This is a genomic window from Micromonospora haikouensis, assembly GCF_900091595.1.
In the GTDB taxonomy this organism is placed as follows: domain Bacteria; phylum Actinomycetota; class Actinomycetes; order Mycobacteriales; family Micromonosporaceae; genus Micromonospora; species Micromonospora haikouensis.
Genome location: NZ_FMCW01000015.1, coordinates 67,816 through 93,025, shown reverse-complemented (window position 1 = coordinate 93,025; position 25,210 = coordinate 67,816). Strand labels below are relative to the sequence as shown.

General features: G+C 69.9%; 22 protein-coding genes, 1 tRNA gene and 3 pseudogenes. 7 read left to right on the top strand and 19 right to left on the bottom strand.

From position 1 onward, the window contains the following. Positions 1–61 precede the first annotated feature (61 nt). The 3 genes from GA0070558_RS16990 (at position 62) to GA0070558_RS16980 (ending at position 2,719) form a co-directional block, all read left to right on the top strand. A complete protein-coding gene (locus tag GA0070558_RS16990) occupies positions 62–904 on the top strand; it encodes an ABC transporter permease (protein WP_141722230.1) in 843 nt (280 codons plus the stop codon). Next, positions 901–1,746, top strand: coding sequence for an ABC transporter permease (locus GA0070558_RS16985; protein WP_091281008.1), 846 nt, complete (start codon positions 901–903; stop codon positions 1,744–1,746). The genes GA0070558_RS16990 and GA0070558_RS16985 overlap by 4 nt, the downstream gene beginning before the upstream one ends. A gap of 127 nt (positions 1,747–1,873) precedes the next feature. Next, positions 1,874–2,719 carry an ABC transporter ATP-binding protein gene (locus GA0070558_RS16980; RefSeq protein ID WP_256091985.1) on the top strand — a complete coding sequence of 282 codons (846 nt, stop codon included), beginning with the start codon at positions 1,874–1,876 and terminating at the stop codon, positions 2,717–2,719. Positions 2,720–2,844: 125 nt separating this feature from the next. Here the strand turns inward: GA0070558_RS16980 and GA0070558_RS16975 are convergent, their stop codons facing one another. The 12 genes from GA0070558_RS16975 to GA0070558_RS16920 form a co-directional block, all read right to left on the bottom strand. Then, a complete protein-coding gene (locus GA0070558_RS16975; protein ID WP_091281005.1) occupies positions 2,845–3,408 on the bottom strand; it encodes a dihydrofolate reductase family protein in 564 nt (187 codons plus the stop codon). Between the two features lie 1,990 nt (positions 3,409–5,398). Then, positions 5,399–7,366: a DUF3987 domain-containing protein gene (locus GA0070558_RS16970; protein WP_141722229.1), complete on the bottom strand. Its 1,968-nt coding sequence runs from the start codon at positions 7,364–7,366 to the stop codon at positions 5,399–5,401. A 37-nt stretch (positions 7,367–7,403) separates the two neighbouring features. After that, a complete protein-coding gene (locus tag GA0070558_RS16965; RefSeq protein WP_091281002.1) occupies positions 7,404–7,703 on the bottom strand; it encodes a hypothetical protein in 300 nt (99 codons plus the stop codon). After that, the gene (locus GA0070558_RS16960) at positions 7,700–7,945 is read right to left on the bottom strand and encodes a DUF4326 domain-containing protein (RefSeq protein ID WP_439709608.1); all 246 of its coding nucleotides are present in this window, start codon (positions 7,943–7,945) and stop codon (positions 7,700–7,702) included. Before GA0070558_RS16960 ends, GA0070558_RS16965 begins: the two co-directional genes overlap by 4 nt. A gap of 41 nt (positions 7,946–7,986) precedes the next feature. Continuing rightward, positions 7,987–8,226: a hypothetical protein gene (locus tag GA0070558_RS16955; protein ID WP_091280996.1), complete on the bottom strand. Its 240-nt coding sequence runs from the start codon at positions 8,224–8,226 to the stop codon at positions 7,987–7,989. Positions 8,227–8,373: 147 nt separating this feature from the next. Further along, a complete protein-coding gene (locus tag GA0070558_RS16950) occupies positions 8,374–10,563 on the bottom strand; it encodes a P-loop NTPase family protein (RefSeq protein ID WP_091280993.1) in 2,190 nt (729 codons plus the stop codon). 133 nt (positions 10,564–10,696) lie between these two features. Further along, on the bottom strand, positions 10,697–10,918 hold the full coding sequence (locus GA0070558_RS16945) for a hypothetical protein (protein ID WP_091280989.1): 222 nt from the start codon (positions 10,916–10,918) through the stop codon (positions 10,697–10,699). Between the two features lie 88 nt (positions 10,919–11,006). After that, positions 11,007–11,474 carry a DUF3307 domain-containing protein gene (locus GA0070558_RS16940; RefSeq protein WP_091280986.1) on the bottom strand — a complete coding sequence of 156 codons (468 nt, stop codon included), beginning with the start codon at positions 11,472–11,474 and terminating at the stop codon, positions 11,007–11,009. 93 nt (positions 11,475–11,567) lie between these two features. Next, complete coding sequence (locus tag GA0070558_RS16935; protein WP_091280980.1) at positions 11,568–12,467, bottom strand: ABC transporter permease; 900 nt, start codon at positions 12,465–12,467, stop codon at positions 11,568–11,570. Beyond that, positions 12,464–12,673, bottom strand: coding sequence for a hypothetical protein (locus GA0070558_RS16930; RefSeq protein ID WP_091281198.1), 210 nt, complete (start codon positions 12,671–12,673; stop codon positions 12,464–12,466). Before GA0070558_RS16930 ends, GA0070558_RS16935 begins: the two co-directional genes overlap by 4 nt. Before the next feature lie 12 nt (positions 12,674–12,685). After that, positions 12,686–12,928 carry a DUF6284 family protein gene (locus GA0070558_RS16925; RefSeq protein ID WP_091280976.1) on the bottom strand — a complete coding sequence of 81 codons (243 nt, stop codon included), beginning with the start codon at positions 12,926–12,928 and terminating at the stop codon, positions 12,686–12,688. Positions 12,929–13,279: 351 nt separating this feature from the next. After that, positions 13,280–13,522, bottom strand: a complete 243-nt coding sequence (locus GA0070558_RS16920) for a helix-turn-helix domain-containing protein (RefSeq protein ID WP_091280973.1) — start codon at positions 13,520–13,522, stop codon at positions 13,280–13,282. Between the two features lie 200 nt (positions 13,523–13,722). Between GA0070558_RS16920 and GA0070558_RS16915 the strand changes: the two genes are divergently transcribed. Then, positions 13,723–14,937 carry a hypothetical protein gene (locus GA0070558_RS16915; protein ID WP_256091984.1) on the top strand — a complete coding sequence of 405 codons (1,215 nt, stop codon included), beginning with the start codon at positions 13,723–13,725 and terminating at the stop codon, positions 14,935–14,937. Here GA0070558_RS16915 and GA0070558_RS16910 read toward each other — a convergent pair. The 7 genes and pseudogenes from GA0070558_RS16910 to GA0070558_RS16890 all read right to left on the bottom strand — a co-directional run bounded on the left by GA0070558_RS16910 (position 14,917) and on the right by GA0070558_RS16890 (position 20,865). Continuing rightward, the gene (locus GA0070558_RS16910) at positions 14,917–15,951 is read right to left on the bottom strand and encodes an NAD-dependent epimerase/dehydratase family protein (protein ID WP_091281191.1); all 1,035 of its coding nucleotides are present in this window, start codon (positions 15,949–15,951) and stop codon (positions 14,917–14,919) included. The two genes, GA0070558_RS16915 and GA0070558_RS16910, sit on opposite strands and share 21 nt — an antisense overlap. Before the next feature lie 71 nt (positions 15,952–16,022). Next, entirely contained in the window at positions 16,023–17,123 is a 1,101-nt protein-coding gene (locus GA0070558_RS32855) for an LPO_1073/Vpar_1526 family protein (RefSeq protein WP_141722228.1), read from the bottom strand. Further along, positions 17,110–17,292, bottom strand: coding sequence for a hypothetical protein (locus tag GA0070558_RS32850; protein WP_141722227.1), 183 nt, complete (start codon positions 17,290–17,292; stop codon positions 17,110–17,112). Before GA0070558_RS32850 ends, GA0070558_RS32855 begins: the two co-directional genes overlap by 14 nt. 155 nt (positions 17,293–17,447) lie before the next feature. Beyond that, positions 17,448–18,917 (bottom strand): tyrosine-type recombinase/integrase, encoded by a 1,470-nt coding sequence (locus tag GA0070558_RS16905; protein WP_091280970.1) that lies wholly within the window; start codon positions 18,915–18,917, stop codon positions 17,448–17,450. Between the two features lie 78 nt (positions 18,918–18,995). Beyond that, positions 18,996–19,068, bottom strand: a tRNA-Arg gene (locus GA0070558_RS16900). A 267-nt stretch (positions 19,069–19,335) separates the two neighbouring features. Further along, positions 19,336–20,322, bottom strand: a pseudogene (locus tag GA0070558_RS16895) (alpha/beta hydrolase); the annotation flags it as partial. A gap of 96 nt (positions 20,323–20,418) precedes the next feature. Beyond that, positions 20,419–20,865 carry an HPF/RaiA family ribosome-associated protein gene (locus tag GA0070558_RS16890; protein ID WP_077938645.1) on the bottom strand — a complete coding sequence of 149 codons (447 nt, stop codon included), beginning with the start codon at positions 20,863–20,865 and terminating at the stop codon, positions 20,419–20,421. 337 nt (positions 20,866–21,202) lie between these two features. Between GA0070558_RS16890 and ssb the strand changes: the two are divergent. The 3 genes and pseudogenes from ssb to GA0070558_RS16875 form a co-directional block, all read left to right on the top strand. Then, positions 21,203–21,808, top strand: a pseudogene (ssb, locus tag GA0070558_RS35220) (single-stranded DNA-binding protein); the annotation flags it as partial. 741 nt (positions 21,809–22,549) lie between these two features. Then, positions 22,550–23,521 (top strand): annotated as a pseudogene (locus GA0070558_RS16880) (cobalamin biosynthesis protein); the annotation flags it as partial. A 131-nt stretch (positions 23,522–23,652) separates the two neighbouring features. Continuing rightward, entirely contained in the window at positions 23,653–25,197 is a 1,545-nt protein-coding gene (locus GA0070558_RS16875; RefSeq protein WP_091280960.1) for a cobyric acid synthase, read from the top strand. Positions 25,198–25,210: the final 13 nt, after the last annotated feature.

Sequence of the window (25,210 nt, the reverse complement as noted above, 5' to 3'; positions counted from 1 at the left end):
GTCTGCCGGCGACCGACCGACCGTCAAGGGAGAGGACGTGACAGGGGTGTCGGATGTTCGAGTGAGCCACCCGGTCAAGGCTGATGTCCCCGCCCCGTCGCCCTCCGGCGTGCCCACCGCGGCACGCCGGAGGGGCCCGACGCCCGACTGGGCGTACGGGCTGGCGGGCATCGCGACGATGTTCGTGGTGTGGGAACTCGTGGTACGCACCGGGGCCGTCTCGGCGGACTCCCTGCCGTACCCGGCGGCCACCATGCGGCGGGCCGGCGAACTCCTCGTCGACGCGACGTTCCTGACGGAGGTGGCGCAGACCCTGTGGGCCTGGCTGCTCGCCATGCTCGCCGCCAGCGCCGTCGGCATCCCGCTGGGCCTGACCCTCGGCTACTTCTCCGCGTTCTACCGGCCCTCGTCCTCGGTCGTGCACGCCGGCCGGTCGATCCCCTCCTCGGCGTTCCTGCCGATCGCCATCCTGCTGTTCGGCCTCGGCACCCAGATGAAGGTGTCGCTGGCGATCTACGCGATCTTCTGGCCGATCCTGCTCAACGCCATGTACGGCGTGCGCGACACCGAACCGCTCATGCTGGCCACCGGCCGGAGCATGGGCTGGGGCAGAACGCGGCTGCTGACGAGAGTCGTGCTGCCCTCGGCCGCCCCGTCCATCGCCACCGGCCTGCGGGTGGCCAGCTCGACGGCGCTCATCGTGGTGCTCTCGGCCGAACTGCTCGGCGCCACCAGCGGGGTGGGCACGGTGATCACCACGTACCAGCAGGCGCAACGACCCGACTTCGTCTACGCGGGGATCCTCCTCGTAGGGCTGCTCGGAATGGCCCTCTACTACGGCTTCAACCTGGTCGAACGCCTGGTGGTCCCCTGGGGCCAGGCCCAACGGGAGAGCGGACGATGAGCGATCACGGTGCGAAGCGGTCGAGCCTGGCCGCCTCGGCGCAGGCGATGGGACGCGGCGTGCAGTCGCTGTGGCTGCTCGCGGCCCTGCTGGTGGTGTGGGAGATCGCCGCCCGGCTGGCCGGGTCCCTGTTCGTCCCGCCGGTGTCGCAGATCTTCGTCGCGTTCGTCGACACCTGGCTCTCCGGCTCGCCGTCGTCGCTCTTCCTCAGCGACCAGTTCCGGGTCGACGTCCTGCCCAGTCTCGCCCGACTCGGCCTCGGCTACGGCGCGGCGGCGGCGATCGGCATCAGCGCCGGCATCCTGATCGGGGTGTGGCGACCCGCCGGAGCGTTCTTCAACCCGTTGATCCGGCTGGGCATGTCCGTGCCGGTGACCGCGCTCCTGCCCATCGCCATCGTGCTCTTCGGCATCACCAGCGGAATGAACGTCTTCCTCATCGCCCTGGGCTGCCTGTGGCCGATCCTCATCAACACCTATGACGGGGTACGGGGACTCGACCGCACGGTGGTCACCGCCGCCAGGAGCATGCGGCTGACCCGACGCCGCTACTTCCTCCAGGTCCTGCTGCCCGGCGCCAGCCCCGCGATCTTCGTGGGAATGCGGATCAGCATCGGGATCGCCCTGGTGCTCATGGTGATCTCCGAGCTGTACGCCGCCACGGCGGGCCTCGGTTTCTACATCGTGAGCCAGCAGCGGCTGTTCCGATTCCCGGAACTGTGGGCGGCCATCGTGCTGCTGGCGCTGCTGGGCATCCTCTTCAACGCCATCTTCGCCGTCGTCGAGAGGGTGCTGCTCAGGTGGCACCGCAACGTGCGGCCGGAGGGCGCGGAGGGCCACTAGCGGGTCTCGCACCCACAACTCCCCGCGCCGACAGTTCCCCGCGCCGACCACTCCCCGCGTCGACAGTTCCCGTGCTGACAACTCCCCGCACCGCCGACGACAACGACATCAGGTAGAGGAGTCCCGGATGAATCCCGTGACGATCCAACCGCACCAACCGGGCCCCGGCACCGACACGCCCATGCTGGCCGTACAGGAACTCGGAAAGTCCTACCCCTCGCGCAAGGGCGACGTGCTGGCCGTCCGCAGCATCGACTTCGCCGTGCACGCCGGCCAGTTCGTGTCGGTCGTCGGCCCGTCCGGCTGCGGCAAGACGACCCTCATGATGTGCATCGCCGGGCTCCTGCCCATCACCACTGGGAACGTCATGTTCCGGGGGGAACGCATGTCGGGCCCGCGGGACGGCGTCGCGGTCGTCTTCCAGGACTACAGCCGATCGCTGTTCCCCTGGCTCACCGTCGAGAAGAACGTCGCCCTCCCCCTGCGGGACCGCGGCCTGCCCCGCACCGAGATCCGCGACCGCGTACGGGAATCACTGGAGATGGTGGGCCTGGCCCACGCCGCGGCGCTGCACCCGTGGCAACTCTCCGGCGGCATGCAACAGCGCGTGGCCATCGCGCGGGGTCTCGCCGTACGGCCGGAAATGCTGATCATGGACGAGCCCTTCGCCTCGGTGGACGCCCAGACCCGGGCCAGCCTGGAGGACCTGCTGCTCAAGGTCTGGGCGGAGACCGGCACGACGGTGCTGTTCGTGACCCACGACATCGACGAGGCCGTCTACCTGTCCGACCGGGTGGTCGTGCTGTCGCAGGGGCCGTCCGTCGTCGTCGAGGATCTGCCGGTCGAACTCGACCGGCCCCGCGACCAGATCGCGACCAAGCAGACGGCGCTCTTCGGCGAACTCCGCGAGAACGTCTACTCCCTGGTCATGGCGTCACAGCGGCGCACCTCCCTGTCCGGCGACCCGCACTGACCCGTCGCGGGCCCAGGCCCGGTCACGCTGCCCGGCAACCATCGCCGGGAGCGTGACCGGGCACGTCGGCGTCGCCCGCTCGCTGGGTGTCGGCGCGCTGGCGGGACCCGAACCTGTGGCCGTGCTCAGCGCCTGGTCTCGTACCTCGTCAGCACCACGCCGTCAGGGAACGTCCGGGTCTCCACCAGGGTCAGGTTCACCCAGTTGTCGAGGGCCGTGAAGAACGGCTTACCGCCGCCCAGCAGGACCGGGTGGGTGACGAGCGTGTACTCGTCGATCAGCCCGGCGCGCATGGCCCCGGCGGCGAGGGTGGGGCTGGAGATGTCCAGGGAGCCGCCGTCCTCGGCCCTGAGCCGCGCGATCTCGGTGACCGCGTCGCCGGTGAACAGGCGCGCGTTCCAGTCGACCGTGCTGATCGTCGAGGAGAACACCACCTTCGGCATGTCCCGCCAGCGGCGGGCGAACTCGATCTCCGCCGGGGTGGCACCCGGCCGCTGGTCGGCGGTCGGCCAGTGGGAACTCATCATCTCCCACAGCCTGCGCCCGTACAGCCCCGTGCCCGTCGCCCCCACCCGGTCGGACCACCACTGGAACAACTCGTCGCTCGGCACACTCCAGCCGAGGTCGTCGCCGGGCGCGGCGATGTAGCCGTCCAGGCTCAGGTTCATGCCGAAGGTCAGTTTCCGCATCGTGCCAGCCTCTCGTGGGTTGGTGCTCGGCATACAGACCAGCACGGCGCGGAAGAATCATCGGTCAGGCCACACCGAGGGCCGGCTGACCGGAGGAAGAGGCGGCGTGCCCGCCGGGCCCGGTTGTCCTGATCATGGACACCGGGCTGGTGGCCTGTGGTGGGGGATGTGCGCCCGGCAGGATTCGAACCTGCGGCCTTGGGATTAGAAGTGGCATTCACGTTCCGATCACTGGCTTCAGGAGCTTCCCTAGCTGCGAAGACTCTTACTCTGAGCCGCTCCGCTTTCGCTGGTATCCTGCATTTCGCACCACGAATAGCTCTACGGGTGGCCATGAAGGCGAGTCCGAAGCGCTCTGTGGTGTGGTGACTGATTGTAATCCCCTGTCGAGGGGTGTTGATGGGCCGCGCGTGCCGAAGCCTCCTGGGCGCGCGTCCGGCGCCCCGCTGTCGTTCCTCGCCTGGCGCTAGCAGTTGCTACGCAAGCGTCCGGCGGTCGGTGCGAAAGGCCGCCGCAGACGGATTGGGTGAGGAAGTCTCTAGTCGGTGCCGCTAATTACGCTGGCCATCAGGTGATGCTGGATTCGACGGTGCCTGAGCATCGGCGAAGTGTTCGCATCGGAGAAACTGGGCGGCCATGCTTGGGTGTGTGTAGCAGCACCTAAAGGTGCCCCTAGGTGGTCGACCAAGTTGATGCGGAAGAAGGTTGACTCCAATCCCTCTGAGTAATGTATGGCTAGGAAGTGTACTTTGAGGACCGCAATAGAAGTAATGAAGTAGGGCAGCATTGCTCCGTCTCTGGTTACTAAAGCCTCGCCTGTGGCGTGATAATAGACAGAATCGCCTTCAGTAAAAGGGAGTGCCCAAGCTTGGAGCCTGGGCGGCATCTTGCCCTCTCTCAGGGAATCCCGCTGATCTTGGCCGGATGCCCTTCGCATTTGGGTTAGCGCCTCGATCATAATCGCCGTTTTGCCGACCCATCTGGCTACATGTGCCAGATCGATCGATGAATAACTTCTCACTCGACCCTTGGCCATATCCTGAACAAGGGGGCCGGCTTGTGTGTCTTCGAGTCGACTCATCCATCCTTCGTTGCATAGCTTGCAAACCTCGCGTACCCAACGGCTAAAAGGCTTTGCGCGTACAGTGCGGTCTGCCTGAACTGCTTCCCCTGCGGGGTTTAAGCGCCAGCCTTCGTCAATCCGATCGAATGGATCATCCCCGAATGCTCTCTGCCAGTTCTTGGGGAGTACGTGCTCTTTGGTGATCGCGCGAGTGCTTCCGCAGAAGAGACACTTCTTGGGTTCTGACTTCGACATGCGCGCCTTCCCTTCGTTGTGACTAGCGGGGCCGTGGATCACACGTCAGGTGACCGACATGGTAGGACCCAGCTCAGAGCACTGTCCCGGTGCTTCCAGAACTGCGCCCGCGGCCTTCCCGGTTCGGCAGTCCATGTTGGGTAGCAGAACTCGCAGTCGAGCATCCGATGGATACGGACGGTGCTGGTTGATTGAGGGTGTCGTTGCAGAACGTAGTAATCAACACGGTTCCTGAGCTGATGTTGCACAGGGCAGCCCGTAGGCTAAGGCGGCTCATTGCCGGAGTCTCAGTCTATGTGAGGGGATCGTTTTGGCAGCTCAACGAGGTAGGCCCTGGTTCGCGATCGCCTGGTTGGTGCTTGCGCTCCTCTGCCTATGGCTGACGGTCGCTTCGGCGTTGGACCCGGACGGGCCGTGGTGGGTGCCCGTGACCTTCGGGGCCTGCACCTTGGTGGCAGCGGGCAGTGCCGTTGCCTGGCTGCGGGAGGGACGCAAAGGGAACCGCCCAACCTAGCGTTGTCGTCTATCCGACCTGGCCGGAGACCAGTGGGACGACGAGAGGGGCCACCGCTCGCAGCAGCGGGCGGGCGTGGCGGCATCAGTCGGTCGCTGGTCTAAATGGCGAGAATGGCAGAAACCCCGACTCAGCGGGGTTTCTGCCATTGCGGCCATTTAGACCAGTGGGCTACGCGGGTCTGCGGCCGACCGTCGCGGGGAGGGGTGGACGGTGCCGGTGGTCTGGTACACGTCGGGGTGGACGAGGAACGCGGGCGACGGTGGCCGTCCGGCACCGGTGCGGACGGGCGGGTCAAGCTGACGCACGTACCCGTGGATCTCCAGTAGTGACAGGACGGGGTCGAGGTCGGCGGCGGTGGGGATCTGGCTGCGGACGGCCCGGTACAGCTCCTTCTTGGTGAAGGTCGCCGAGCTGGTGCGTTCGATCCAGGCGAGGACGTGTCGGGCGTAGCGGGTGGTCTTGTCGGTGCCCATGTCGTCGAACGCGGCCAGGGCGTGCGCGGCGTAGTACTCGCCGAGTAGCGCGGCCCGTTCGACAGTCTCGGCGGTGACGGGCTTGCCCCAGCCGTCGCGGAGGTGTTCGGCGAGGTGGATCAGCCCGGCGATGCGGACCACCGCGCCGGTGTATTTGCTGCCCCAGTCCACGACGTGTCCCCACGCGCCGCCGGGGGCGAGGCGTGGCTCTACGGCGCGTTCGATGTCCAGCACCCGTTCGTTGGCTTCGGGGGTGAGCGGGAGTACGGCGGGGTCGGTCCATTCGGCGAGGGTGGCGACCAGGGCGCCGAGGTTGGCGGCGTAGGCGGTGGCGATGGGTTCGGGTACCGGGTCGGCTCCGATCTTGCGTCGGCCGACGGTGTTCTCGGGCAGGCTGAACAGGATGCGGGCGAGGAGTCCTTTGCCGCGGAAGCCGGGCATGTCGGCGATGTCGCGCAGTACGTCGGGTTGCACGGCCAGGCCCAACGTGAGGGCGGGGTGTTCGACGTGTTCGGGGGCGCGGGAGCGTCGGTTGACGCGCAGCATGTCCCCGGCGTGGCCTTTGAGGAACACTTCCAGGTTGGGGGTGCCGGAGTAGCGGCCGGCGATGGTGGCGAAGATGCCGCCTTCGGGGGAGAGCACGGCGAGGCGTCCGCCTTGCTCGGCGAGCAGGGACGCGGCTTCTTCGCTGGTGACGTCGTCGGCGACGAGTTGCGGTAGGACGGGGACGGTGACGGCGTCGGCGTTCATCGCGGCGGCGGTCGCCTCGGCGAGCAGGGTGTCTCGGCCGGTGGTGTCGGCGTTCGCGGCGGCGATGGCGGCTTTCTCGGCGGCTTTGCCGGCGACGCGGGCGGCGAGTTCGGCTTCCACGATCGCCGGTTTGGTCCGTTCGACAAGGGTCTTCTCGGCGGCGAGCAGCGGCCCGGTCATGGCGGCGAACACCGCCGACTTGCGGGAGCCGGGCGGCAGGACGACGACGGTGAACAGGTTCGTCGGTTCGCGCCAGGACCCGCGTACTTCGACTTCGGCGCGGCCTCCGGCGGCGGTGGAGAGGGCGGCGAGGGCGATGCAGCCGGCGAGGTCTACCGGGGTTTGGGTGAACTCGGCGACGGCGTAGACGTGTTCGGCGACCCAGTCGGGCAGTACGTAGGCGGGGAAGGCGGGGAGGTGTCGGCGGTCGCCGAGCGGGATCAGGGGTGCCCATTGGGTGCCGGTGGCGGCGTGGTCGAGCATGGCGCGGCCGGTGGCGAGGACGTCGGCGACGTCGGCGCCCTGGTCGGCTTTCTCGGCGAAGTAGGTGCCGAGGTCGGCGACCTGGCGGCGGCGGGCATGGTCGGCCACGATCCGCGCGTAGTGACCGGCGTTCGCCGTGGTGGGCACGGCCGCGATCAGGGTGTGCAGGTACGGTGCGCCGCCGACTTTGGCGAGGTCGCCGGTTGCGGCGAGGCGGGCGGCCAGGGCGATCGGGTCGACGGGTTCCCCGGCGGCGTGCATGGCGCAGAGCGTTTCCCACAGCCGCCCGTGGGCGGGCCGGTGGAAGTCGGCCGGCGCGAGCGTGGGGGCGAGGTCGGCGACGACGGACGGGTTGAGCAGTGCAGCGCCGATCACGGCCTGTTCGGCGGCGTGGTCGTGCGCGGGTGGTCGGGTCACGATGACGTGCTCCTGTCGTGAGGCGGACGGGGGTAGGTCAGGCGGCGGCGCGGCCGGGGCGCGGCTTCCGGTTCGCGGCGGTGTGGGTCACGAGGTCGCGGAGGCCGGCGAGGAGGGTGCCGAGCTGGCGGCGGGCGGCCGGGTCGACGTCGGCCAGGGCGATGCGTACGCGGATCTCGGCGTGTTCGCGGCCGTCGCTGGCGCGTACGCGGACGAGGACGGCGCGGGCGTGGCCGGGCAGGTCGACCACGATCTCCGCCGATCGGTGTTCGCCGAGGTTGCAGCGGTGGCCACGGGCACACCAACCGGTGTGACCGTCGCGGCCGGGGCGGGTCACGGGGTCACCTCGTTCGCGATGCGCAGGAGTTCGTCGGCGTGGCAGGGCTGGTCGAGGGGACACCAACAGGCCAGGGTCTTGCCGGCCAGCTCGGCACGGACGGCGGCGGCGTACTCAGGGTGCTCGGCGACCCAGCGCCGGAACAGGGCGACCGCGCCGGCCCGGCTGGCGCGGGTGTTGTCGGCACCGAAGCGGTTGCCCCAGCGGGAGGGCCGGCCGACGTAGACGGCACCGGCGGGCATCCGCCATCCGGCGGTGCGACGGCGCTGAATGCGGCGGGCGGTCACTGCTGGCCGTCGCGGTGCTCGGTGCGGATGTGGTCGAGGAGTCGACGGCCGGTGCGGACGCGGATGCCGGTGCCGTCGCAGCGGGGGCAGTCGCGTCGGGTGCCGATGGCGGTGCGGTGAGAGCGCCGGCCCCGGCAGCGGTGGCAGCGTCCCCACGGGGACACCGCACACACGGCCAGGTATGACGCTGCGTATACGAGGGCGGCGAGGCTAGCGAGCAGCAGGATGGGGGTCACGAAATGCCTCCACAGGCCGGATCGGGGGCGTAGAGGGCCGTCGCCGCTAGTTGTTAGGGCGCTGGCCAGGGTTGGGATGTGGTGCTAGCGGGGGTGCTAGGTCTAGCGGGGGGTGCCGCTAGACCTAGCACCCGACGGCTGTCCGGGTTAGGCGGCTTTGTCTCCCCGCCGCTTGTTACGCTCCGCGACCGCGTCGGCGATGTGCTGCCGGTCGATGCCGCGCCTGTTCGCGCCCTTGCCGGTGGCCGGGTCGGTGCCCCACACCTGCCCCGTGGTGATCCCGTACGGCTTCAACGCGGCGGTCAACTGGTCGCGGGTCAGGTCGCCGTACGCGTCCGCGTTCAGGTCGGCCAGGCGTTCGGTGAGGGTCTCGGCCCACACCTTCGGCTCCGTCACCGGAACCACGGTGAGGATGTCGTCGAGCAGCGTGTCTCGCCGCGCCGCCGGGGTGGCCGGGGCCTGCCCGACCGCGTGACCGGTCAACGTCCCGGCAGCCTCACGTAGAGCGCGTGCCCGGTCGGTGATCTTCTCGGCGGTGGGCCCGTCGATGTAGAACGTGCGGACGATCTGGGCGTCGTCGGCCGCGCCGACGAGGTAGCCGACACCCTTGTCCTTCTTGGCGAACATGGTCGCCCGGATGCCGTTCTTGTACGCCGAGGTGCCGAGGATCATGTCGTTCTCGATCTGTCCCATGACGCGCAGGCAGAACCGGGTACCCGCGTTCGCGCTGACCCCGGTCGGCAGGCTCTTCGCGTCGGGCCGTTGGGTGGCGACGACGAGGATGACGCCCAGGGCGCGACCCAGCTTGATGACCTTCTCGGCCAGTTCGCCGGCTTCCTTGCCGAACTCCGGGTGCGAGAAGAGTTCCTGCACCTCATCGAGGGCGACCACGAGCCAGTGCAGGCCAAGCTTGCGGCGGCGGGCGAGGTCGGGGGTGACCTTGTTGTCCGGGCACACCGTCTTGGGGAGGCCCTTGATGACGGCGGCGCGGCGCTGGCATTCCTTGCGCAGCTCCCGCAACGCGATCAGGCCCTGCTCGGCGGTGTCGTCGTCCTGCCCCGACGCGTACCGCGCCGACACCTTTTCGAGGGGGTCCAAGCCGCCGGTGCCTTTGAAGTCGAAGCACCACAGTTCCGCGTAGGGGTCGAGGGCGGCGGCGAGCAGCGGGACTTGGGTGGCGGCGGTCTTGCCGTAGCCGGGGATCGACCCGATCAGCACGTTCGTGTACGGCAGCTCGAAGGAGATGATCCGCCCGCGCGGGTCGGTACCGAACGGCACCGGCCGCCCCAGATCGAAACCCCCGGCCGCCTTGAGTAGCGGCCACGGCTTCGGCGGCGTCGCGGCCATGTCCTGATCGCCCACCCACAGCAGCAACCGCCCCGGGTGCACCTCCGGCTGCCCCTCCGGCCACACGCAGCCCAGAGGCCGGGTGAGGCCGGCGGCGAGCCGATCCCGCCGCTCGATCACGTCCCCAGCGGTGACGCCGGGGGGTAGGTCGATGTCGGCTCGCCAGCCGGGGCCGTCGCGGGTGATCGGGGCCGTGAACGCGATTGCCTTGGTGCCTTGCTTGGCGATGGCTTGGGTGATGCCGGCGATGCCGAGCACGGCCAGGGCGCGCACGACCACGTCGGAGGTGAGGCGGGCGACGCGGGGGATGACCACGGCGGTGTCGAGCAGCGGCTTGTCGGCCGGCTGTCCCACCATTCCGCACAGGGTGACGAGCAGGGCGGGTATCGCCCACTGCGCCCATCCCGGGGCCAGGGCCACGGCCACACCACCGGCCAGGGACATCGACAGGGTGAAGGTGGCGACGATGCCCCGCCACCGCACCCGCCGGTCACGCTGCTTCGACAGCTTCAGGTACAGCTCACCGTCGCGGGTCTGCGACGTCGACTGCCGCAGGTGCTCGCCTTCCCAGTCGAACACCCACCGCACCCCACCCGAGGCGAGCCGGGCGGCGCCGGCCGGGGAACGCAAGGCGAGCTTGCCGACGTACTTCGGCACCCGCAGCCCGTGGTAGGCGGAGGTGTGCAGCAGGTGCCCTACCGCCCAGCGCATCACGTCGACCAGCTCGGCACGGGAGCGCAGCCAGGCGGGCAGGATCGGGCGACGCTGCCCCGCCCGCGCACCCGACAGGGTGAACCGCGGGGACCGCTGCGCGTCGGCGGAGTCGACCAGCAGCGGCCCGCCGCCGCTGTCGCTGCTGTCGGCGGGGTCGGGGGTGGTGCGGGCGGCGCGGGCGGCGTCCAGGTCGACCACCTCAGCGTCAGGGCCGGAGGTCACGTCGGCTTCGGCGGCCTGCCAGTCGAACCGGTCGTCATCGTGGGGGGACGTCATGATGGGTGTTCCTCCGTGGTCGGCTGTCGATTCGGGGAGGGCCGGCGGCGCGGCACGGTTCCTAGGCCGAGGGGCCGCGCCGCCGGGCAGGGCTACTTGTCGGTTGCGCCGCAGCAGCGGCACCGGGCGGCCATCAGCGGCGACCCTTCTTCTTGTCCTTCTTGCTGCCGGTTTTGCCGATGGCGACCGCGCCGGGGCCGATCGCGCAGGTGCCGTTGACGTTGATGTCGCCGGTGATGTTGACGCCGGTCGAGCTGTTGACCTTCGTCCAGCCGCCGCACTCGCACCGGGCGAGGGGGCCCCGGCTGGTGGTGACGATGTCGTTGGTGTTCTTGCCGCAGTCCTTGCACTTCACGGTGGTTGTCCTCCCGGTTGTGCCGTCCAGTTGGTCTGGCGGCCTCCGCGTGGGCATCCGGTGGTGGGCGGATGCCCTACGGGGGCGGTCAGACCGCGCAGAACAGGGCGGCGACGAACAGCCAGCCGATGTGCCAGGACTGGTCGAGGGCGTAGGCGCCGGTGCCCAGGCTGGGGTTGTCGTCGTGGCCGGGGCGGGGGGTGCCGAGGGTGTAGAAGCGGGCGGAGCCGAGGGCGGCGGCGATGCGCTGGAGCGGGGTGCGCCGGTCGGCGATGTAGTGCGTGACCGCCGACACGGCCAGGCCGACGGCGACGCCGGAGGGGTCGAGGCGTAGGCCGGTGCCGGCGATCAGGAACAGCAGGGCGATCAGCGCGGTGAGGGTGTAGGTGGTGACGTGGGCGGCGCAGGCGATCCTGCCGGCCCATCCGGGCTGGCCCTTGCAGTCGGCCTGATGCTGGGTCTGTACCCAGTGGTCGGCGACCTGGTGGGCGACGTAGAGGGCGACGAACACGGCAGCGAACGTGGCGGCGCGGGTGCCGGTCGGGTCTGCGAACATGGTGGTCTCTCCTGATGTCCGTGAGGGTTGAGGGGTGAGGGCCGGCGGCACAGCACTGGTTCCTAGGCCGTGGGGCTGTGCCGCCGGGCAGAGCTAGTCGTGAGCGCGTACGAGGTGCGCCAGGGCGGCGCCCATGCCGAGCACGGCCACCGGGAGACACGCGACGGCGGTGGTGATCCACCACGGGGCCGAGGTGATGCCGGCGGCGACGAGTAGGTGGTAGGCGACCTGGCCGAGCGCGCCCACCGCGAGGGAGCCGAGCGCGGACCACTTCGCGAACCTGCGCGCCACGTTCGGCACCCGACCGGAGAGCCACACGTAGAGCGCGTACGCGCCGTACGTCTCGACGCCGATCGGGAGCGTGATCGCGGTGTTGAGGCTGAACCCGTCCGCGATCCCGGGCAGCGGGTGCACGATCCCGAACCCGGTCAGCCCGCCGAGCCCGACCCACCCGGACCAGATCGCGACGAACGCGGGCAGCGCGAGCAGCACCACCGGCCACGCCACCGCCGACCGCACCCGCGTAGCCGGCGCGGCGTCGGCGGCGGTCGGGGCGGTCGTGTCCGGGTGCCTGACCACGCTGACCGGCGCATCCTGCTCGACCGGCGTGATCTCCACCGGGGCGACCGGCACCGGGTCGGATACGGGGATGGACTCGGGTGCGGCCGGGGTCGGCAGCGGGTCCGGGCCGATCGGCTCCGGGTAGTCCAACCGGGGCGCGGCCGTGCCGGTGGTGTCCGTCTCGGGGGTCAGCAGCGCGCCACGCACGATCATCGCGGTCCGCAGCGTCTCGGCCCGGGTACGGGTGGCGTGCTCGGACTTGAGGCGGGCGAGGATCTCGTCAGCCTTCGCCGCGCCGATGCGGAACTCCCGCATCAACCGGTTGCGCGACGGGAACTGCTGCCCGGCGGGCAGGTCCAAGGCGCGGGCGGCCGGCAGCAGCGTCTCTACCGGCTGCGGGTAGCGGGTGCCGTTGATGGTGGGGGCAGTCACGACGGAACCTCCGTGGTGTCGGTGGGGGCGTAGATCAGGCCGAACAGGGCGTCTTGCAGCGCCAGCAGGTCAGCACCGCAGCCGTCGTAGGACTCGGCCATCGACGGGTAACCGTGCTCGGCGAGCACGCGCGCCACGTCCAGCGCCAGACCGAACGTGAAGCGCGGGTCATCGGCGGGGCGGGGGATCGGGAATCGACGGCTCACCGTGGCCACCGCCTACGCGGCCCGGCCGGCGGCCGACCGAATGGCGAGCAGGGCACGCGCCTCCCGCAACACCCGACGCTGCGCCCGACGAAGCCGCTGCCAGTCCAACTCGGACGGACCGGCCTCGCCGGTCAGCACGATGATCTGCGCGTCGAGCAACAACACCTCAGCCTCAATCAGCGGCAACTCCTGCTCGATCTCGGCGAGGTCGGCCGCGCTCGGCTCGATCTCGGGAGAGTGGTTCGACTCAGTCACTTCGTGTCCCTTCTGATTGCTCTGGCGCGCTCTCAGATGCGCGCCTCTGTTGCGCAACAAGGTAGCGATACGCGGGTCTGTTGCGCAAGGGGGTAGCGGTATGTTGGTCCGATGAGTGATGCGCGAGACGAGCTTTCAGCAGCTACGAAGCGGTATCGGCGTACCGAAGCTGCTCATGAAGCCGCACGCGAAGCGGTGGTTGCAGCGGTGGTTGCGGCGCTCCGCGATGGCGTCGGTCCAGCCGAGGTTGAGCGGCTGTCGCCGTTCAGCGGTGCCTACGTCCGGAAGCTCGCACGGGTGCACAGCGTCCCGCCCGCGCCGCCGGGGCCAAAGCGGGCCGCTCGGTAGCGGTTACCCAGCGGGTCGCAGCGTGTGGTTGCTGGCGTCCACCAGGCCGTACGCCAGCGCCGATGCCTCCATGTCGTCGATAGCCCGCGTCGGGATCACGAAGCGGCCACGGACCTTGATCGCGGGGAACTGGCCGGCGTGAATCGCCCGGTAGAGGGTCACCTCCGACATGCCGAGAATCGCTGCGGTATCCGCGACCGACCGGAACCGGGGGCGATCGTTCTTGGAGGCGAGGGGTTCAGCCACGGGAGTCTCCTCAGTAGTCTGTGGTTGGTGTTCCGTTCGTCTTGCTGAGACCCAGTGAAGTCGAAAAGGGGCGGAGCGCCCATGCAAAGCCAGTGCAACGGGCGGCAACTCGATGCAACTTGCAGGCTCGGGAGACCATGGTGGCGACGGTAGGTCGGTGGACAGGGAATCTTGCCTGCTCGCTGCAAGCTGCCGCAGGAATGACTAACGAGGGGTTCGCGGGGTGGCTCGGGATCGCGACAAGGACGGTCGCGTACTGGCATAGTCGGCCCGCCACCGTTCCTGGAAATGCGAATCAAGACCTGCTGAATGCAGCCTTAGATCGCGTCTCGGATTCTGTTAGGTCCCGGTTCTTCGAATCGCTCGACGGAGCGCATCCGGAGGGAATTGCCGGCGGCGGCGGGATTGTTGTAGATGCCGTGAGCGCTGCTGCCGACTCGGTCGCCAACGATTCCTTGCTACTGAGCCTTTCTTTGCCGCATGAATCTATCGAATCCTTGCAGGAAGACGTGACGCTGCTCGCCCGGTCGGGAGGCATGGCAGCCTTCGATGTGTTCAGCGGAGCGCGGCGGTTGCGGGACGAGGCAAGGGTGTTGGTCGAACGCACCCGTCGGCCTGTTGACCTGGCTGATCTCTACGTGATCATCGGCCAGAGCGCTTCCCTGATGGCCTCTACCGCCTTCGACCTCGGGCATTGGAACGAGTCGGCGGCACTGGCCAGGGCATCGACGCAGTACGCCGATCTGGCCGGACATGCGTCACTGAAGGCATGGACCTACGGCCTGCAAATGACTCTCGCCAACTGGCGAAACGAGCCTGATTCCGCGCTGAGCTACTTTGCTCGTGCCATGCGAGCGGCACCGGAGGGTGAGCCGAGACTGAGGCTTCGCTATATTGCTGCCCGCTCTCATGCCCTGCTCGCCGATTCTAATTCAGTCGCGGCCGTCTTGGAAGCAGCCCAGCGAGACAGAGAATCAGCAGCGGGGCGACCCGACGAACTCGCCACCTCTACCGGTGGGGAGTTCGCATTCGGCGAGGCTCGGGCGGCGGCATGTGCGGCGGCAGCATGGCTTGACCTCCGCAATGGCGAGCAGGCCGCGAGGTACGCCCGAGAGGCGTTGCAGGTGTACGAGGCGTTGCCCTCGCCCAGGCGGCCGTACTCGCAGATCAACGGGACGCAGATCGACGTAGCCGCTGCTCACCTCCACATGCAAGACAAGGATGGCGCAGCCGAAGCGCTGCGTACCGTCTTGGACCTGCCGCCGCAGAAGCGCAACGTCTCGCTGACCGGTCGGCTGTCGCGGATAGAGCGCCTCCTGAGCCAGCCGCCTTGGAACCGAGACGCGGACGCGCGCCAGCTCGCCGATCGCATCTCGGCGTGGTTGTCGGAAACCTCAGCTCGTCCGCTCACCTGACCGGTGCCAGGCGGCCAACACCTGAGCTTCCTTCTCCCGACTGATGCCGATCTCGGCGGCCCGATCGTGGCTGCTGGCCTCGCTGCTCTCCACCATCCAGCGCCAGGTATCGCGGACGGTCAGGGAGAGCGGCCGGCAGCGTAGGCCGGATGCCTGCGCCCTGGCGGTGTCGACGCGCCAAACGCCGTCGAACGTGCGCCAGAGAGGTAGCTCGGACCACTGCCGGACGCCGTGGTTGAGCAACACCTCATCGGGCACCCAGTCGAAGGAGGCGTCAGACCCGGTTGCGTGGGCGCAGTCCGCCAGGAGCCCGCCGAAGGTGGCGCCGTCGACCGGGGCGCAGACGTTGAACGCGCCCGAGAAGCCTTCGGTGATGGTGTGGAGTGCGAACGCGGCCAGGTCGCGTACGTCGACCGGCTGGATGGTGCGGTCGGGGGAGCCGGGGGCTAGAACGTTCCCACCAGCAGCCACGCGGCGCAGCCACCACGGCAGGCGGCCGACGTACTCACGCGGGCCGAGCACCACACCGGGGCGTAGGATCGTGGTCCGATCCGTTCCGAACGCGGCTACTGCTGCTGCCTCGCAACCGGCCTTCTGGTAGCCGTATTGGGTCGGCCCGTCCTCGGTATCGGTGCCGTAGTCGGGGCCGGCGTCTGGCGAGCAGTAGAGCACGTCGGAGCGTTCGCTCAGTGGCCTTGTTGGCCAGTCTCGGTAGACGCTGACCGTCGACATGAAGACATAGCGATCGGCGACGGGCGCGAGCGCGCGAGCCACGCCGAAGACGTTCCTAGGCACGTAGCCCGAGGTGTCGACCACGGCATCCCAAGGGCCGGCAGAGGCCAGAGAGGTAATGTCAGAAGTTCTAGCACGATCGCCCCGGACTGCCAGGACGCCGCCGACGTCTGGCCCGGAGCTGCCTCGGTTGAACGTGGTGACATCCCAGCCCGCATCGAGAGCTGCTGTCACGATCGCGTGACCTACAAACCACGTTCCTCCGAGCACCAGCATACGCATGTATCTCATCATGCCTGGTATCGGCTGAAGCGGGCAGGGGCAGTCAGAAGGCGAGGACAAGGAAAACGGTCCTAGGGCCTTCTGGTTAGAAGGTTAGAGAGCTTGTCTAGTCCGGCGAGACTATTGAATCTCCTTGCGTTCGAATAAGCGATGGCAATTCCGGGAGCGGTAATCCTGATGGCGACCTGCGAGTTGAATCCGTTGAACCAAGTTCGGATTTTCGAATAATTGGGCAGCCCTTCGATGAAATCTATGGCTTTCTTCTTGACGTCTGGGTCGACTGTTCCGCAGGAGCAGTCCTCGAATATCTTTTCGAGTAGCTTCGTCTGTCCGCTTGATAGTCCTTTCCTTTCTGCAATCTCTCGATGGTCACCCAGGCTTGCGGCATTGATCCTGAAGTAGCCCGGAGCGAGACTATGTGGCATTACTAGCGAAGCGAGGCCCTCGCTTAGTGCATCCAGTCGGCGCCGCATCTCATTTGCTTCGTCCTCATTAAGCCCTCTGGAAAAGAGTCCGGGTCTCCGGTCTATTGTAAGGTCTTCGAGTGGCTTCATGGTCCGGGCCTGCGAGTGATCGACGCTTATGAGGTCTAATAGATCCAGGTCGTCGAGCCATGCGGTCCCTTTTGGTAGTGGGCCCGCATTAAGCAGGTCGTGGTAGTTTCCCTCTCGACCGATCAGGCTCTGCAGAGGGTCGGTCGATGCCGAGAATGTGTCGAGGCTGTACCATAGAAGGGTCATCCCTGCAAGCGTGGTTTCGTCGATAGAATCGATTACCTCGGCTGCGCGAGTTACTGCTAAATGAATCGGCTTTCGCTGGTCTGAGGCGCGTTCGGCAAGAAGCTTGGTGAGTAGCTCGTGGTCCGCCTCGTTTTCCGTTGCGGCGGCCTGCATCTGCGCCTTGTTTAGTAAGATCTGAAATCCGGGGTCTCTGAATGTCTCCAATAGCCCCTTAGTGGCAAATTCTGCCACTAGCTGTTGATCGAAGCTGCCAATTCTCGCCTGGGCGGCGCTTCTGGCGTCTGCAGTGAATTCACTCGCCACCTTTCTTGCGGTGATTTCGGCTATTTCGGCAGCACGTTCTTCCGTTACGCCCTGGACGACCACGAGCGTCTGGGTTTGAATCTGCGTGGAATCGTTTCCCGCTGACTGGCGCTGCTTACCTTTCCACATGGTCCTTCTCTTGGGTGTAGTTGCCGCCCACCTGAGTCTGGCTCGAAAAATCTCCAGCCTTTTGTACCTGCTTCTGCACTCGCCTTCGGCCGATTGCGATCAGCGACCGATCTCCGGCTATGCCAAGTAATACGCCTGCTGCTGCGGCGGCAATTTCAGTCCAGTCCACGCGTCTCTCCTTTGCGAGGGAGATGAGATTCTCCCACAAGATCCGTTGGATCGCTTGCATACTCGTGAGGGCGGGACCACCCGCCAGCTGTCGGATCCGCGACGAACGTTGTAGAACCAATGTCGAGCACTGCAGATACCAGGTTTGGGTGAGCGTCACTCGGGACCCGCCGCGGTCGCGCGGCGACCTCGGATAGCGCTCACCAAACCTTCCGCCGTCAGCAGTGCCACAGCTCGGTGGGCGGTGCCGACTGAGACGCCGTGCGCCGCCGCCAGCTCGGCAACCGTAGGGAGTTGTTCGCCGGACTGCAGCGCGCCGGTCGCGATCCGCTCGCGAAGCTCTGCCGCAATAACGCGGTACGGGCTGTTCTCCGCCGTGCGCTGCATAGGCGCGGCGGGGCGTGGTGGCATCCGGGCGGCTAGGGTCCCGGCTGCACGCTGGTCCGACTCCGACAGCCAGGCTGCGTAGACCCGCAGTGTCGTTGTGCCCCCGCCACCGTGACCGAGCCGGCCGGCGACCGTTCGCACGTCGACACCCGCGTTGATCAACTCAGTTGCCGAGTAGTGGCGCAGTGCGTGGATGTGGCTCGCGATGCCGAGCCGGGCGGCGAGCCGGCCGTACCGCTGGGTGATCGTGTCGGGGCGGTAGCCGCGGCTGTTGTCCACCTCGGGGGAGAAGACGTAGTCGGCGGGATCGGCGTCCGCGTCGAGCTGGGCCAGGCGGTCGAGGTACCGGCCATGCAGTTCCCGCAGCACTTCGATCGTTTCCGGGTCGAGCGCTACCCGCCGCTGCTGATGCGTCTTGGTGTCCTTCTCCCGCAGTTCGCCGTTCTCGTCCAGGTAGGCGCTGCGCCGCAGCGTCAGGACGCCAGCGGCCAGGTCGAGGTGATGCCAGCGCAGCGCGCACAGCTCGCCGCGCCGGGCGCCGGTCGTCATGGCGAGCCAGACCAGCGCCCCCCAGTCCGGATCGCGCCACGCCTCGTTGATGATGCGCGCGGCTTCGGCCGGGTTCGGCGGCTGCGGGTCGGGGTGCGGCGGCGCGGGTGGCTCGGCCTGCCCGGCGGGGTTGACGGCGATCCAGCGCCACCGGACAGCCCGGCTGAACGCACCACTGAGAATCCAGTGGATCTGGCGCACTGATGAGGCGCTGAGCGGCTTGCAGACGTGCGGCCGGCACTTCGCCGTGCAGGTGTGCTCACCTTCCACGCGGTGCTTCACGAACGCCTTCCCGCCGCACCAGTCGCGGCAGCGGCGCAGGCTCGCGTAGAACGACTCCAACGTCTCGGCGTCGAGCCGGGTCAGTGCCAGCTTGCCGAGCACCGGCCGGACATGCTTGTTGAGCTTGTTCACGTAGCCCATGCGGGTGGTCGGCTCGATGTCGGCGACGTCCAACCACTTGTCAAGCAGTTGGTTCAGCGTCGCTCGGGTGCGCGGGTTGCGCTTCTCGTCAACCTCGTTGAGGAAGCGGGTCCGCACCTTCTCGGCCTCGCGCTCGGCGTTCCGGCCTGCCGGGACGGTCTCGGTGAGGTAGTGCCGCTTGCCGGTGAGCGGGTCGACACCCGCATAGACCCTTACGCGGAGTGACCCGCTGGGGAGCTTCATGATCTCGCCGCGCTGCCGCTTCATGCCTGCCACAGAGCCGACGGTAGCTCGATGGCTCCACGAATAGCTCTACGCGAGCCGGTCGGATGGGAGAAGTACCTGTGCGCCCGGCAGGATTCGAACCTGCGGCCTTGGGATTAGAAGTCCCCTGCTCTATCCGCTGAGCTACGGGCGCGCGCTGGTGGGTCTCGCGCCAAGAGGGTACCGCCGCGCCGAGGGTGCCCGGCGCGACGGGGCGGCCCGTCGACGCGCGTTCAGCGTCGCACGGCCCGGTGCCGGCGGGCACCCCTGTTTCGCCCGGTCAGCTCGCTGCGGCGGCCTCCGCGCTCGGCGTGGGCGCCTCTGCAGGTGCCCGACTTGCCGGCACCTCGGGCGTCGGCTGGTCGGCCGACTCCTCGGCCGGCGGTGCGCCGCCCGGCTCCCCAGACGTCGTCGGCTCCCCAGAGGTCGGCTCCCTGGGCGTCGGCTCCTCGGGCGTTGGGCCGGCGGCGAGGAACGCCTCCGCCCACCGGCCCACCTCGACGAAGACCTTCTCCCGTACGGCGGGGCCGGAGAGGGTCAGGTCGTGCATGCCGCCGTCGAAGCGGGCCAGGGTCACGTGCCGGCCGAGGCGGGGCGCCCAGCGGACCATGTGCTCCACGTCCAGGACGGCGTCGGCGAGTGCCGCCGAGTCGTGCCACTTCGTGCCCCGGAAGGTGCGGGTCGAGCAGGCCAGCAGCACCGGCACCGGGATGTCGAGGCCGGCGCGGAGCTGCCGCTGACCGGCGCGGACCGCGTTCAGCCAGCCGGCCCGGACCGGGAACCCGGCGAGCGGCTTCCACGCCAGGTCGTACGTCCACTCGCCCCGATGGTCGGCGTGCAGGCTCTCGCCGTACACGGTGCCGAGGCCGAAGGGGAGGCGGCGGCGCGGCGCGCTGCGGCCCAGGCGCGAGACGGCGGCCGCGAGGGGTCTGCGGACCACCCAGGGGGCGTTGATGTCGAAGAAGGGGCTGTTGAGCACGAGCCCGTCGACGATGCCGGCGTCGCGTCGGGCGTGCGCCCAGAGGGAGATGACGAGGCCGCCGGTGGAATGGCCCATGACCAGCAGCGTGTCGTGGCCGTCGTCGGTGCGGACGATCTTCGCGGCGGCGTCCAGCTCGGGGAAGTAGTCGCCGAGGTCGCGGCAGAAGTTCGGGGTCTGGTGCGCGAGCAGGCTGCGGCCGTACTTTCGCAGGTCGAGGGCGTAGAAGTCCCAGCCCCGCTCGGCGTAGAAGTCGGCCACGTGGGTCTGGAAGAAATAGTCGACGTACCCGTGCACGTAGAGCACCGCGCGGCGGGTCGGCCGGTCGGCCCGGCGGCGGACCAGGGTCGCGACGACCGGGCCCTCGTCGTCGGTGCCCAGGTCGATCGTCTGCCGCTCGTACGGCGGCCCCAGCACATCCGGTTCCACGACCGCGACGGTACGCCCGCAAGCTACCCGACGGTAGCCCCGCCGGGGAGATGGCGGCCCGCCGTGGCGGACACCACCTCCCCGGCGGGGATCGGATCAGGCGGTCTCGGCGTCGGCCCGGGGCGCGTCGCTGCCGGTGTCGGCGTCGGTGTCGTCCAGCTCGGTGCCAGGCAGGCCCGCCTCGGGCTGGCCGGTGTCGCGCAGCCGCTTGTTGTTGCGCGGCTCCTGCCGGGTCTTGGCGTCGTTGAGCCGGCGGCGCAGGTCGTCGCGGACGTCGTTGAGCGCGGCGTGCAGGTCCTCCTCGGCGGAGGTGGTCACGATCTTCTGCCGACCGGCGATCCAGCACTCCAGGGTGACCTTCTGCCCCCGCGCCTCCCGGTCCTTCACCGACACCTCCAGCTCGGTGGCGTCGGCGTGGAAGCCGGCCAGCCGGGCGTCAAGGGTCGCGAACTGCTCGGCGATCCAGTTCCGGTCGCCCTGGGAGAAACCGGCCCCGACGCGCAGGCACTCGGCCACGGTCGCGGGGTTCGCCACGGCGCTCATCGCTGCGCCTCGCCGTCCGTGCGGACGGAACCGGTCGTACGGGGTCGGCAGGAAGTCATGTCCCGTGGCCTTTCTGATCGGACGGCGTGCCGTCGGTGGTGCTCGCTTGATCAAAGCTGTACCCAGTCACGGGCCGTCCGGAAACGCCTCTGGCGGGTCGCCCGTGCCGCTTCCCGGCCGGGGGCCTAGCACATCCGAGCTTGATCAGGTCTTTGTCCACAGGCCGTCGGCTTGTCCACAGGCGGCGGCCTCGCGGTGGCGGCGGGCTGGCCGGGGCGGCCAGTGTCGGCGGCGAGTCGACTCACGATGGCAACCCCGATCTCTTCTTGGAGGGACGATGTTCGATACCTACGTAACGGTCGTCGGCAATGTTCTGACGGCGCCGGAGTGGCGGCGTACCACCCAGAGCGGCACGCTCGTGGCCAACTTCAAGGTGGCCTCCACCGCCCGCCGGCTCGACCGGGGCAGCGGCCGGTGGGTCGACGGCAACAGCCTCCGAGTCCGCGTCAACTGCTGGCGGAAGCTGGCCGAGGGGGTGGCCGCCTCCGTGATGGTCGGCGACCCGGTGGTGGTCGCCGGGCGGCTCTACACGCGCGACTGGACCGACGACGCGGGCAACCACCGCACGGTGTACGAGCTGGAGGCGGTCGCCGTCGGCCACGACCTGTCCCGAGGGCGTGGGCGGTTCCTGCGCAACCGGCCGAACGTGGCCACCAGCACGGTCGAGGATGCCGAGGCGGAGAGCCGGGTGCACGGCGAGCCGACCGAGCGGGTCCCGCGCGGGCAGGCCCCCAGCGGGCCGGAGGGCCGCCCCTACGACGAGGACTTCGAGCCGGACGACTTCGCCCCGGCCCGCGCCTCCTTCGACCCGCGTGGCTTGGACGAACTCGACGAACGGGACGACCTGGACGACGGCTCCGGCGACGACGACGGGCTCGGTGAGGACGACGGGTTCGACGCCAGTGGCGGGATCGGCGGGTTCGGTGGCAAGGACGGGGACGGCGGGTTCCGCGGCAACGGCGGGCTCGGTGAGGACGGCGGGATCGGCGGCGGTGCCGGCGCGGATGGCGCCCTTGGCTCGGGTGGCTCGGGTGGCGCTGGTCGCCCGTTCGGCGGGGTGGATGCGTTCGGCGACGACGAGGAGCTGACCGGGGCGGGCGTGGCCGGTGCTGGCCCGTCCCCGTCCGGTGGCCCGCTGCCGTCCCCGTCCGGCGGCCCGTTGGGCCTGTCCGGGCACGACGAGCTGTCCGCCGGGGCCGGATCCGACGGCTCCGCGCCGTCCGGCCAGGAGGTCGGCGAGGAGGCTGGCGGCGGGACCGACGGGGTGACCCCGACCCGGCGCGGTCGGCGGGGTCGGGGCCGGGTCGGCGCACCGGCCTGACGGCCCGGCGGCGGACGCCGACCGAGCGCGGCAGGCTGACCGAGGCGCGGCACGGGGCGCACGCCGGTCGGGCGGCCGGCACGGGGCGGGCTCCGGCCGGAGGAGTGATCATGTCGGGGACATGGCGGTGTCCTGGCGCCGGGATAACGCCATGTCGCCGACATGACGTCGCCCGAGCGGTGCCCGGCCCGGCCGACCCTCGCCCGAGCGGTGCCCGGCCCCGGTCCCGGACCCCGATCCGGGCGGCATGACGCCGCCCCGCTGAGGAGCGGCGGCTAGGCTGCCGGCCGGAGGTGGTGCCAGGTGCGGCAGTCGATCGCCGTGGCTAACGCGGCAGGGCTGGTGGCGGGGTACGCGCTGGACTCCCTCCTCGGCGACCCGCGACGCTGGCATCCCGTGGCCGGGTTCGGCCGGGCGGCCGGGGCGCTGGAGCGGCGCGTCTACCGGCCGGACCGGGCAGCCGGTGCGGCGTTCACGGCGCTCGCCGTGGGCGTGCCGGTGCTGGTCGGGGCGGCGGCGACGGTGGGCACCCGGCACCGGCCGGTCGCTCGGGCAGTGCTGGTGGCCGCCACCACCTGGACGGTGCTCGGCGGGCGCACCCTGCGCCACGAGGCGAAGGTGATGGGTCGCGCGTTGCGCGGCGGGGACGTACCGGCGGCCCGCCGCCGGTTGGGGCACCTGTGCGGGCGGGACCCGTCGATGCTGGACGAGCCCGAGTTGGCACGCGCCACCGTCGAGTCCGTCGCCGAGAACACCTCCGACGCGGTGGTCGCCCCGTTGCTGTGGGGGGCGGTCGCCGGGCTGCCCGGCCTGCTCGGCTACCGGGCGGCGAACACGCTCGACGCGATGGTCGGTCACCGGTCGCCGCGGTACGCCCGCTTCGGCACCGCGTCGGCCCGCCTCGACGACCTGCTCAACCTCGTGCCGTCCCGGCTGACCGGCCTGCTCACCGTCGCCGTGGCCCCGACGGCGCACGGCGACCGGGGGCGGGCCTGGCGGGTGTGGCTGCGCGACCGTGACGACCATCCCAGCCCGAACGCAGGGCAGTGCGAGGCGGCGATGGCGGGCGCGCTCGGCGTGCGGCTGGGCGGGCGCAACGTCTACTTCGGGCGGTCGGAGGTGCGGCCGTACCTCGGGGACGGGCCCCGTCCGGAGGCGCGGCACCTGAAGCGCGCGGCGCGGATCTCCGGGGCGGTGGGGCTGGCCGCGCTCGGGCTGGCCGCCGCCTACCCGGTGACGGTCGGCCGGCTGGTCGGCGCGGCGGCGAGGACCGTGCTGAGGAGGACCACCGCGGCGGGCGCTGCTGTGGCGGGGACCGCGCTGAAAAGGACCGCGGCGGCGGCGGGGACCGCCCTGACGAGGACCGCGGCGGCGAGGGCGGGCCGGTGGGGCGGGGGAGAGGGCAGGTGAGCGGGGGGCTGCTGGTCGCCGGCACCACCTCCGACGCGGGCAAGAGCGTGCTCACCGCCGGGATCTGCCGCTGGCTGCACCGGCGCGGGGTGAAGGTCGCCCCGTTCAAGGCGCAGAACATGTCGAACAACTCGGCAGTGGTGGTCGGCCCGGACGGCCGGGGCGGGGAGATCGGTCGGGCTCAGGCGATGCAGGCGGCGGCCTGCGGAATCGCCCCCGACCTGCGGTTCAACCCGGTGCTGCTCAAGCCGGGCAGCGACCGGTCCAGCCAGGTGGTGCTGCTCGGCGAGGCCGTCGACACGGTCACCGCCGGCAACTACCACGCCCTGCGGCCCCGCCTCGCCGAGGCGGCGTTCGCCGCGCTGGCCGAGCTGCGGGAGGCGTACGAGGTGGTGGTCTGCGAGGGGGCCGGCAGCCCGGCGGAGATTAACCTGCGGGCCGGCGACTACGTGAACATGGGGCTGGCCCGGCACGCCGGGCTGCCCACGATCGTGGTGGGTGACATCGACCGGGGCGGGGTGTTCGCCTCGATGTTCGGCACGGTCGCCCTGCTCGACCCGGCCGACCAGGCGCTGGTCGCCGGTTTCGTGATCAACAAGTTCCGGGGCGACCTCGGGCTGCTCCGGCCGGGGCTGGACATGCTGGCCCGGGTCACCGGGCGCCCCACGTACGGGGTGCTGCCCTGGCACCTGGACCTGTGGCTGGACGCGGAGGACTCGCTTGCGTACGGCCGGGTGCTCGGTCGGCCGGCGGCCCCGCACGGCACGGACTGGCTGGACGTGGCGGTCGTCCGGCTGCCCCGGATCAGCAACGCCACCGACGTGGAGGCGCTGGCCACCGAGCCCGGCGTCCGGGTCCGGCTGACCGTGGAGCCGGCCGAGCTGGCCGCCGCCGACGTGGTCGTGCTGCCCGGCTCGAAGTCCACCGTGGCCGACCTGGCCTGGCTGCGCGAGACCGGGCTGGCCGACGCCGTGGCGGCGCACGCGGCGGCCGGAAAGCCGCTGCTGGGCATCTGCGGCGGCTTCCAGATGCTCGGCCGGGCCGTGCACGACGAGGTGGAGAGCCGCGCGGGCAGCGTCGCGGGGCTGGGCCTGCTGCCGGTCGAGGTCACCTTCGCCGCGCGCAAGACCGTCCGGCAGGCCGCCGGCACCGCCGCCGCCGACCCGGGCGTCCCGGTCCGGGGGTACGAGATCCACCACGGGCACGTCTCGTCGGCCGACCCGGGGCTGCCGCCCCTGCTGGCGTACGCCGACGGCACCGGCGAGGGGGCCGTGCGCGGCGCGGTGTGCGGCACCCACTGGCACGGGGCCTTCGAGTCCGACGCGTTCCGTCGCCGGTTCCTCACCGAGGCGGCCCGCCTCGCCGGCCGTACCGGGTTCCGGGTGGCCCCGGACACCAGCTTCGCCGCCGCCCGCGAGCGCTCCCTGGACCTGCTCGGCGACCTGGTCGAGGAGCACCTCGACACGGCGGCCCTGTGGCGGCTGATCGAGTCCGGTCCGCCCGCCGGCCTGCCGTTCGTCCCACCCGGAGCGCCGCGCTGACCCGGTACCCCAG

What these genes read in the sequence shown, in the direction of transcription:
- GA0070558_RS16960 (WP_439709608.1), bottom strand. Translation starts at nt 7,945, where the DNA reads ATGCCCGCCGGTGCCGTCTACGTCGGCCGGCCCTCCCGCTGGGGCAAC.
- GA0070558_RS32855 (WP_141722228.1), bottom strand. Translation starts at nt 17,123, where the DNA reads ATGTGGAAAGGTAAGCAGCGCCAGTCAGCGGGAAACGATTCCACGCAG.
- GA0070558_RS16985 (WP_091281008.1), top strand. Translation starts at nt 901, where the DNA reads ATGAGCGATCACGGTGCGAAGCGGTCGAGCCTGGCCGCCTCGGCGCAG.
- GA0070558_RS16975 (WP_091281005.1), bottom strand. Translation starts at nt 3,408, where the DNA reads ATGCGGAAACTGACCTTCGGCATGAACCTGAGCCTGGACGGCTACATC.
- GA0070558_RS16950 (WP_091280993.1), bottom strand. Translation starts at nt 10,563, where the DNA reads ATGACGTCCCCCCACGATGACGACCGGTTCGACTGGCAGGCCGCCGAA.
- GA0070558_RS16940 (WP_091280986.1), bottom strand. Translation starts at nt 11,474, where the DNA reads ATGTTCGCAGACCCGACCGGCACCCGCGCCGCCACGTTCGCTGCCGTG.
- GA0070558_RS16890 (WP_077938645.1), bottom strand. Translation starts at nt 20,865, where the DNA reads ATGAGCGCCGTGGCGAACCCCGCGACCGTGGCCGAGTGCCTGCGCGTC.
- GA0070558_RS16915 (WP_256091984.1), top strand. Translation starts at nt 13,723, where the DNA reads ATGACTAACGAGGGGTTCGCGGGGTGGCTCGGGATCGCGACAAGGACG.
- GA0070558_RS16905 (WP_091280970.1), bottom strand. Translation starts at nt 18,917, where the DNA reads ATGAAGCGGCAGCGCGGCGAGATCATGAAGCTCCCCAGCGGGTCACTC.
- GA0070558_RS16980 (WP_256091985.1), top strand. Translation starts at nt 1,874, where the DNA reads ATGAATCCCGTGACGATCCAACCGCACCAACCGGGCCCCGGCACCGAC.
- GA0070558_RS16910 (WP_091281191.1), bottom strand. Translation starts at nt 15,951, where the DNA reads ATGCGTATGCTGGTGCTCGGAGGAACGTGGTTTGTAGGTCACGCGATC.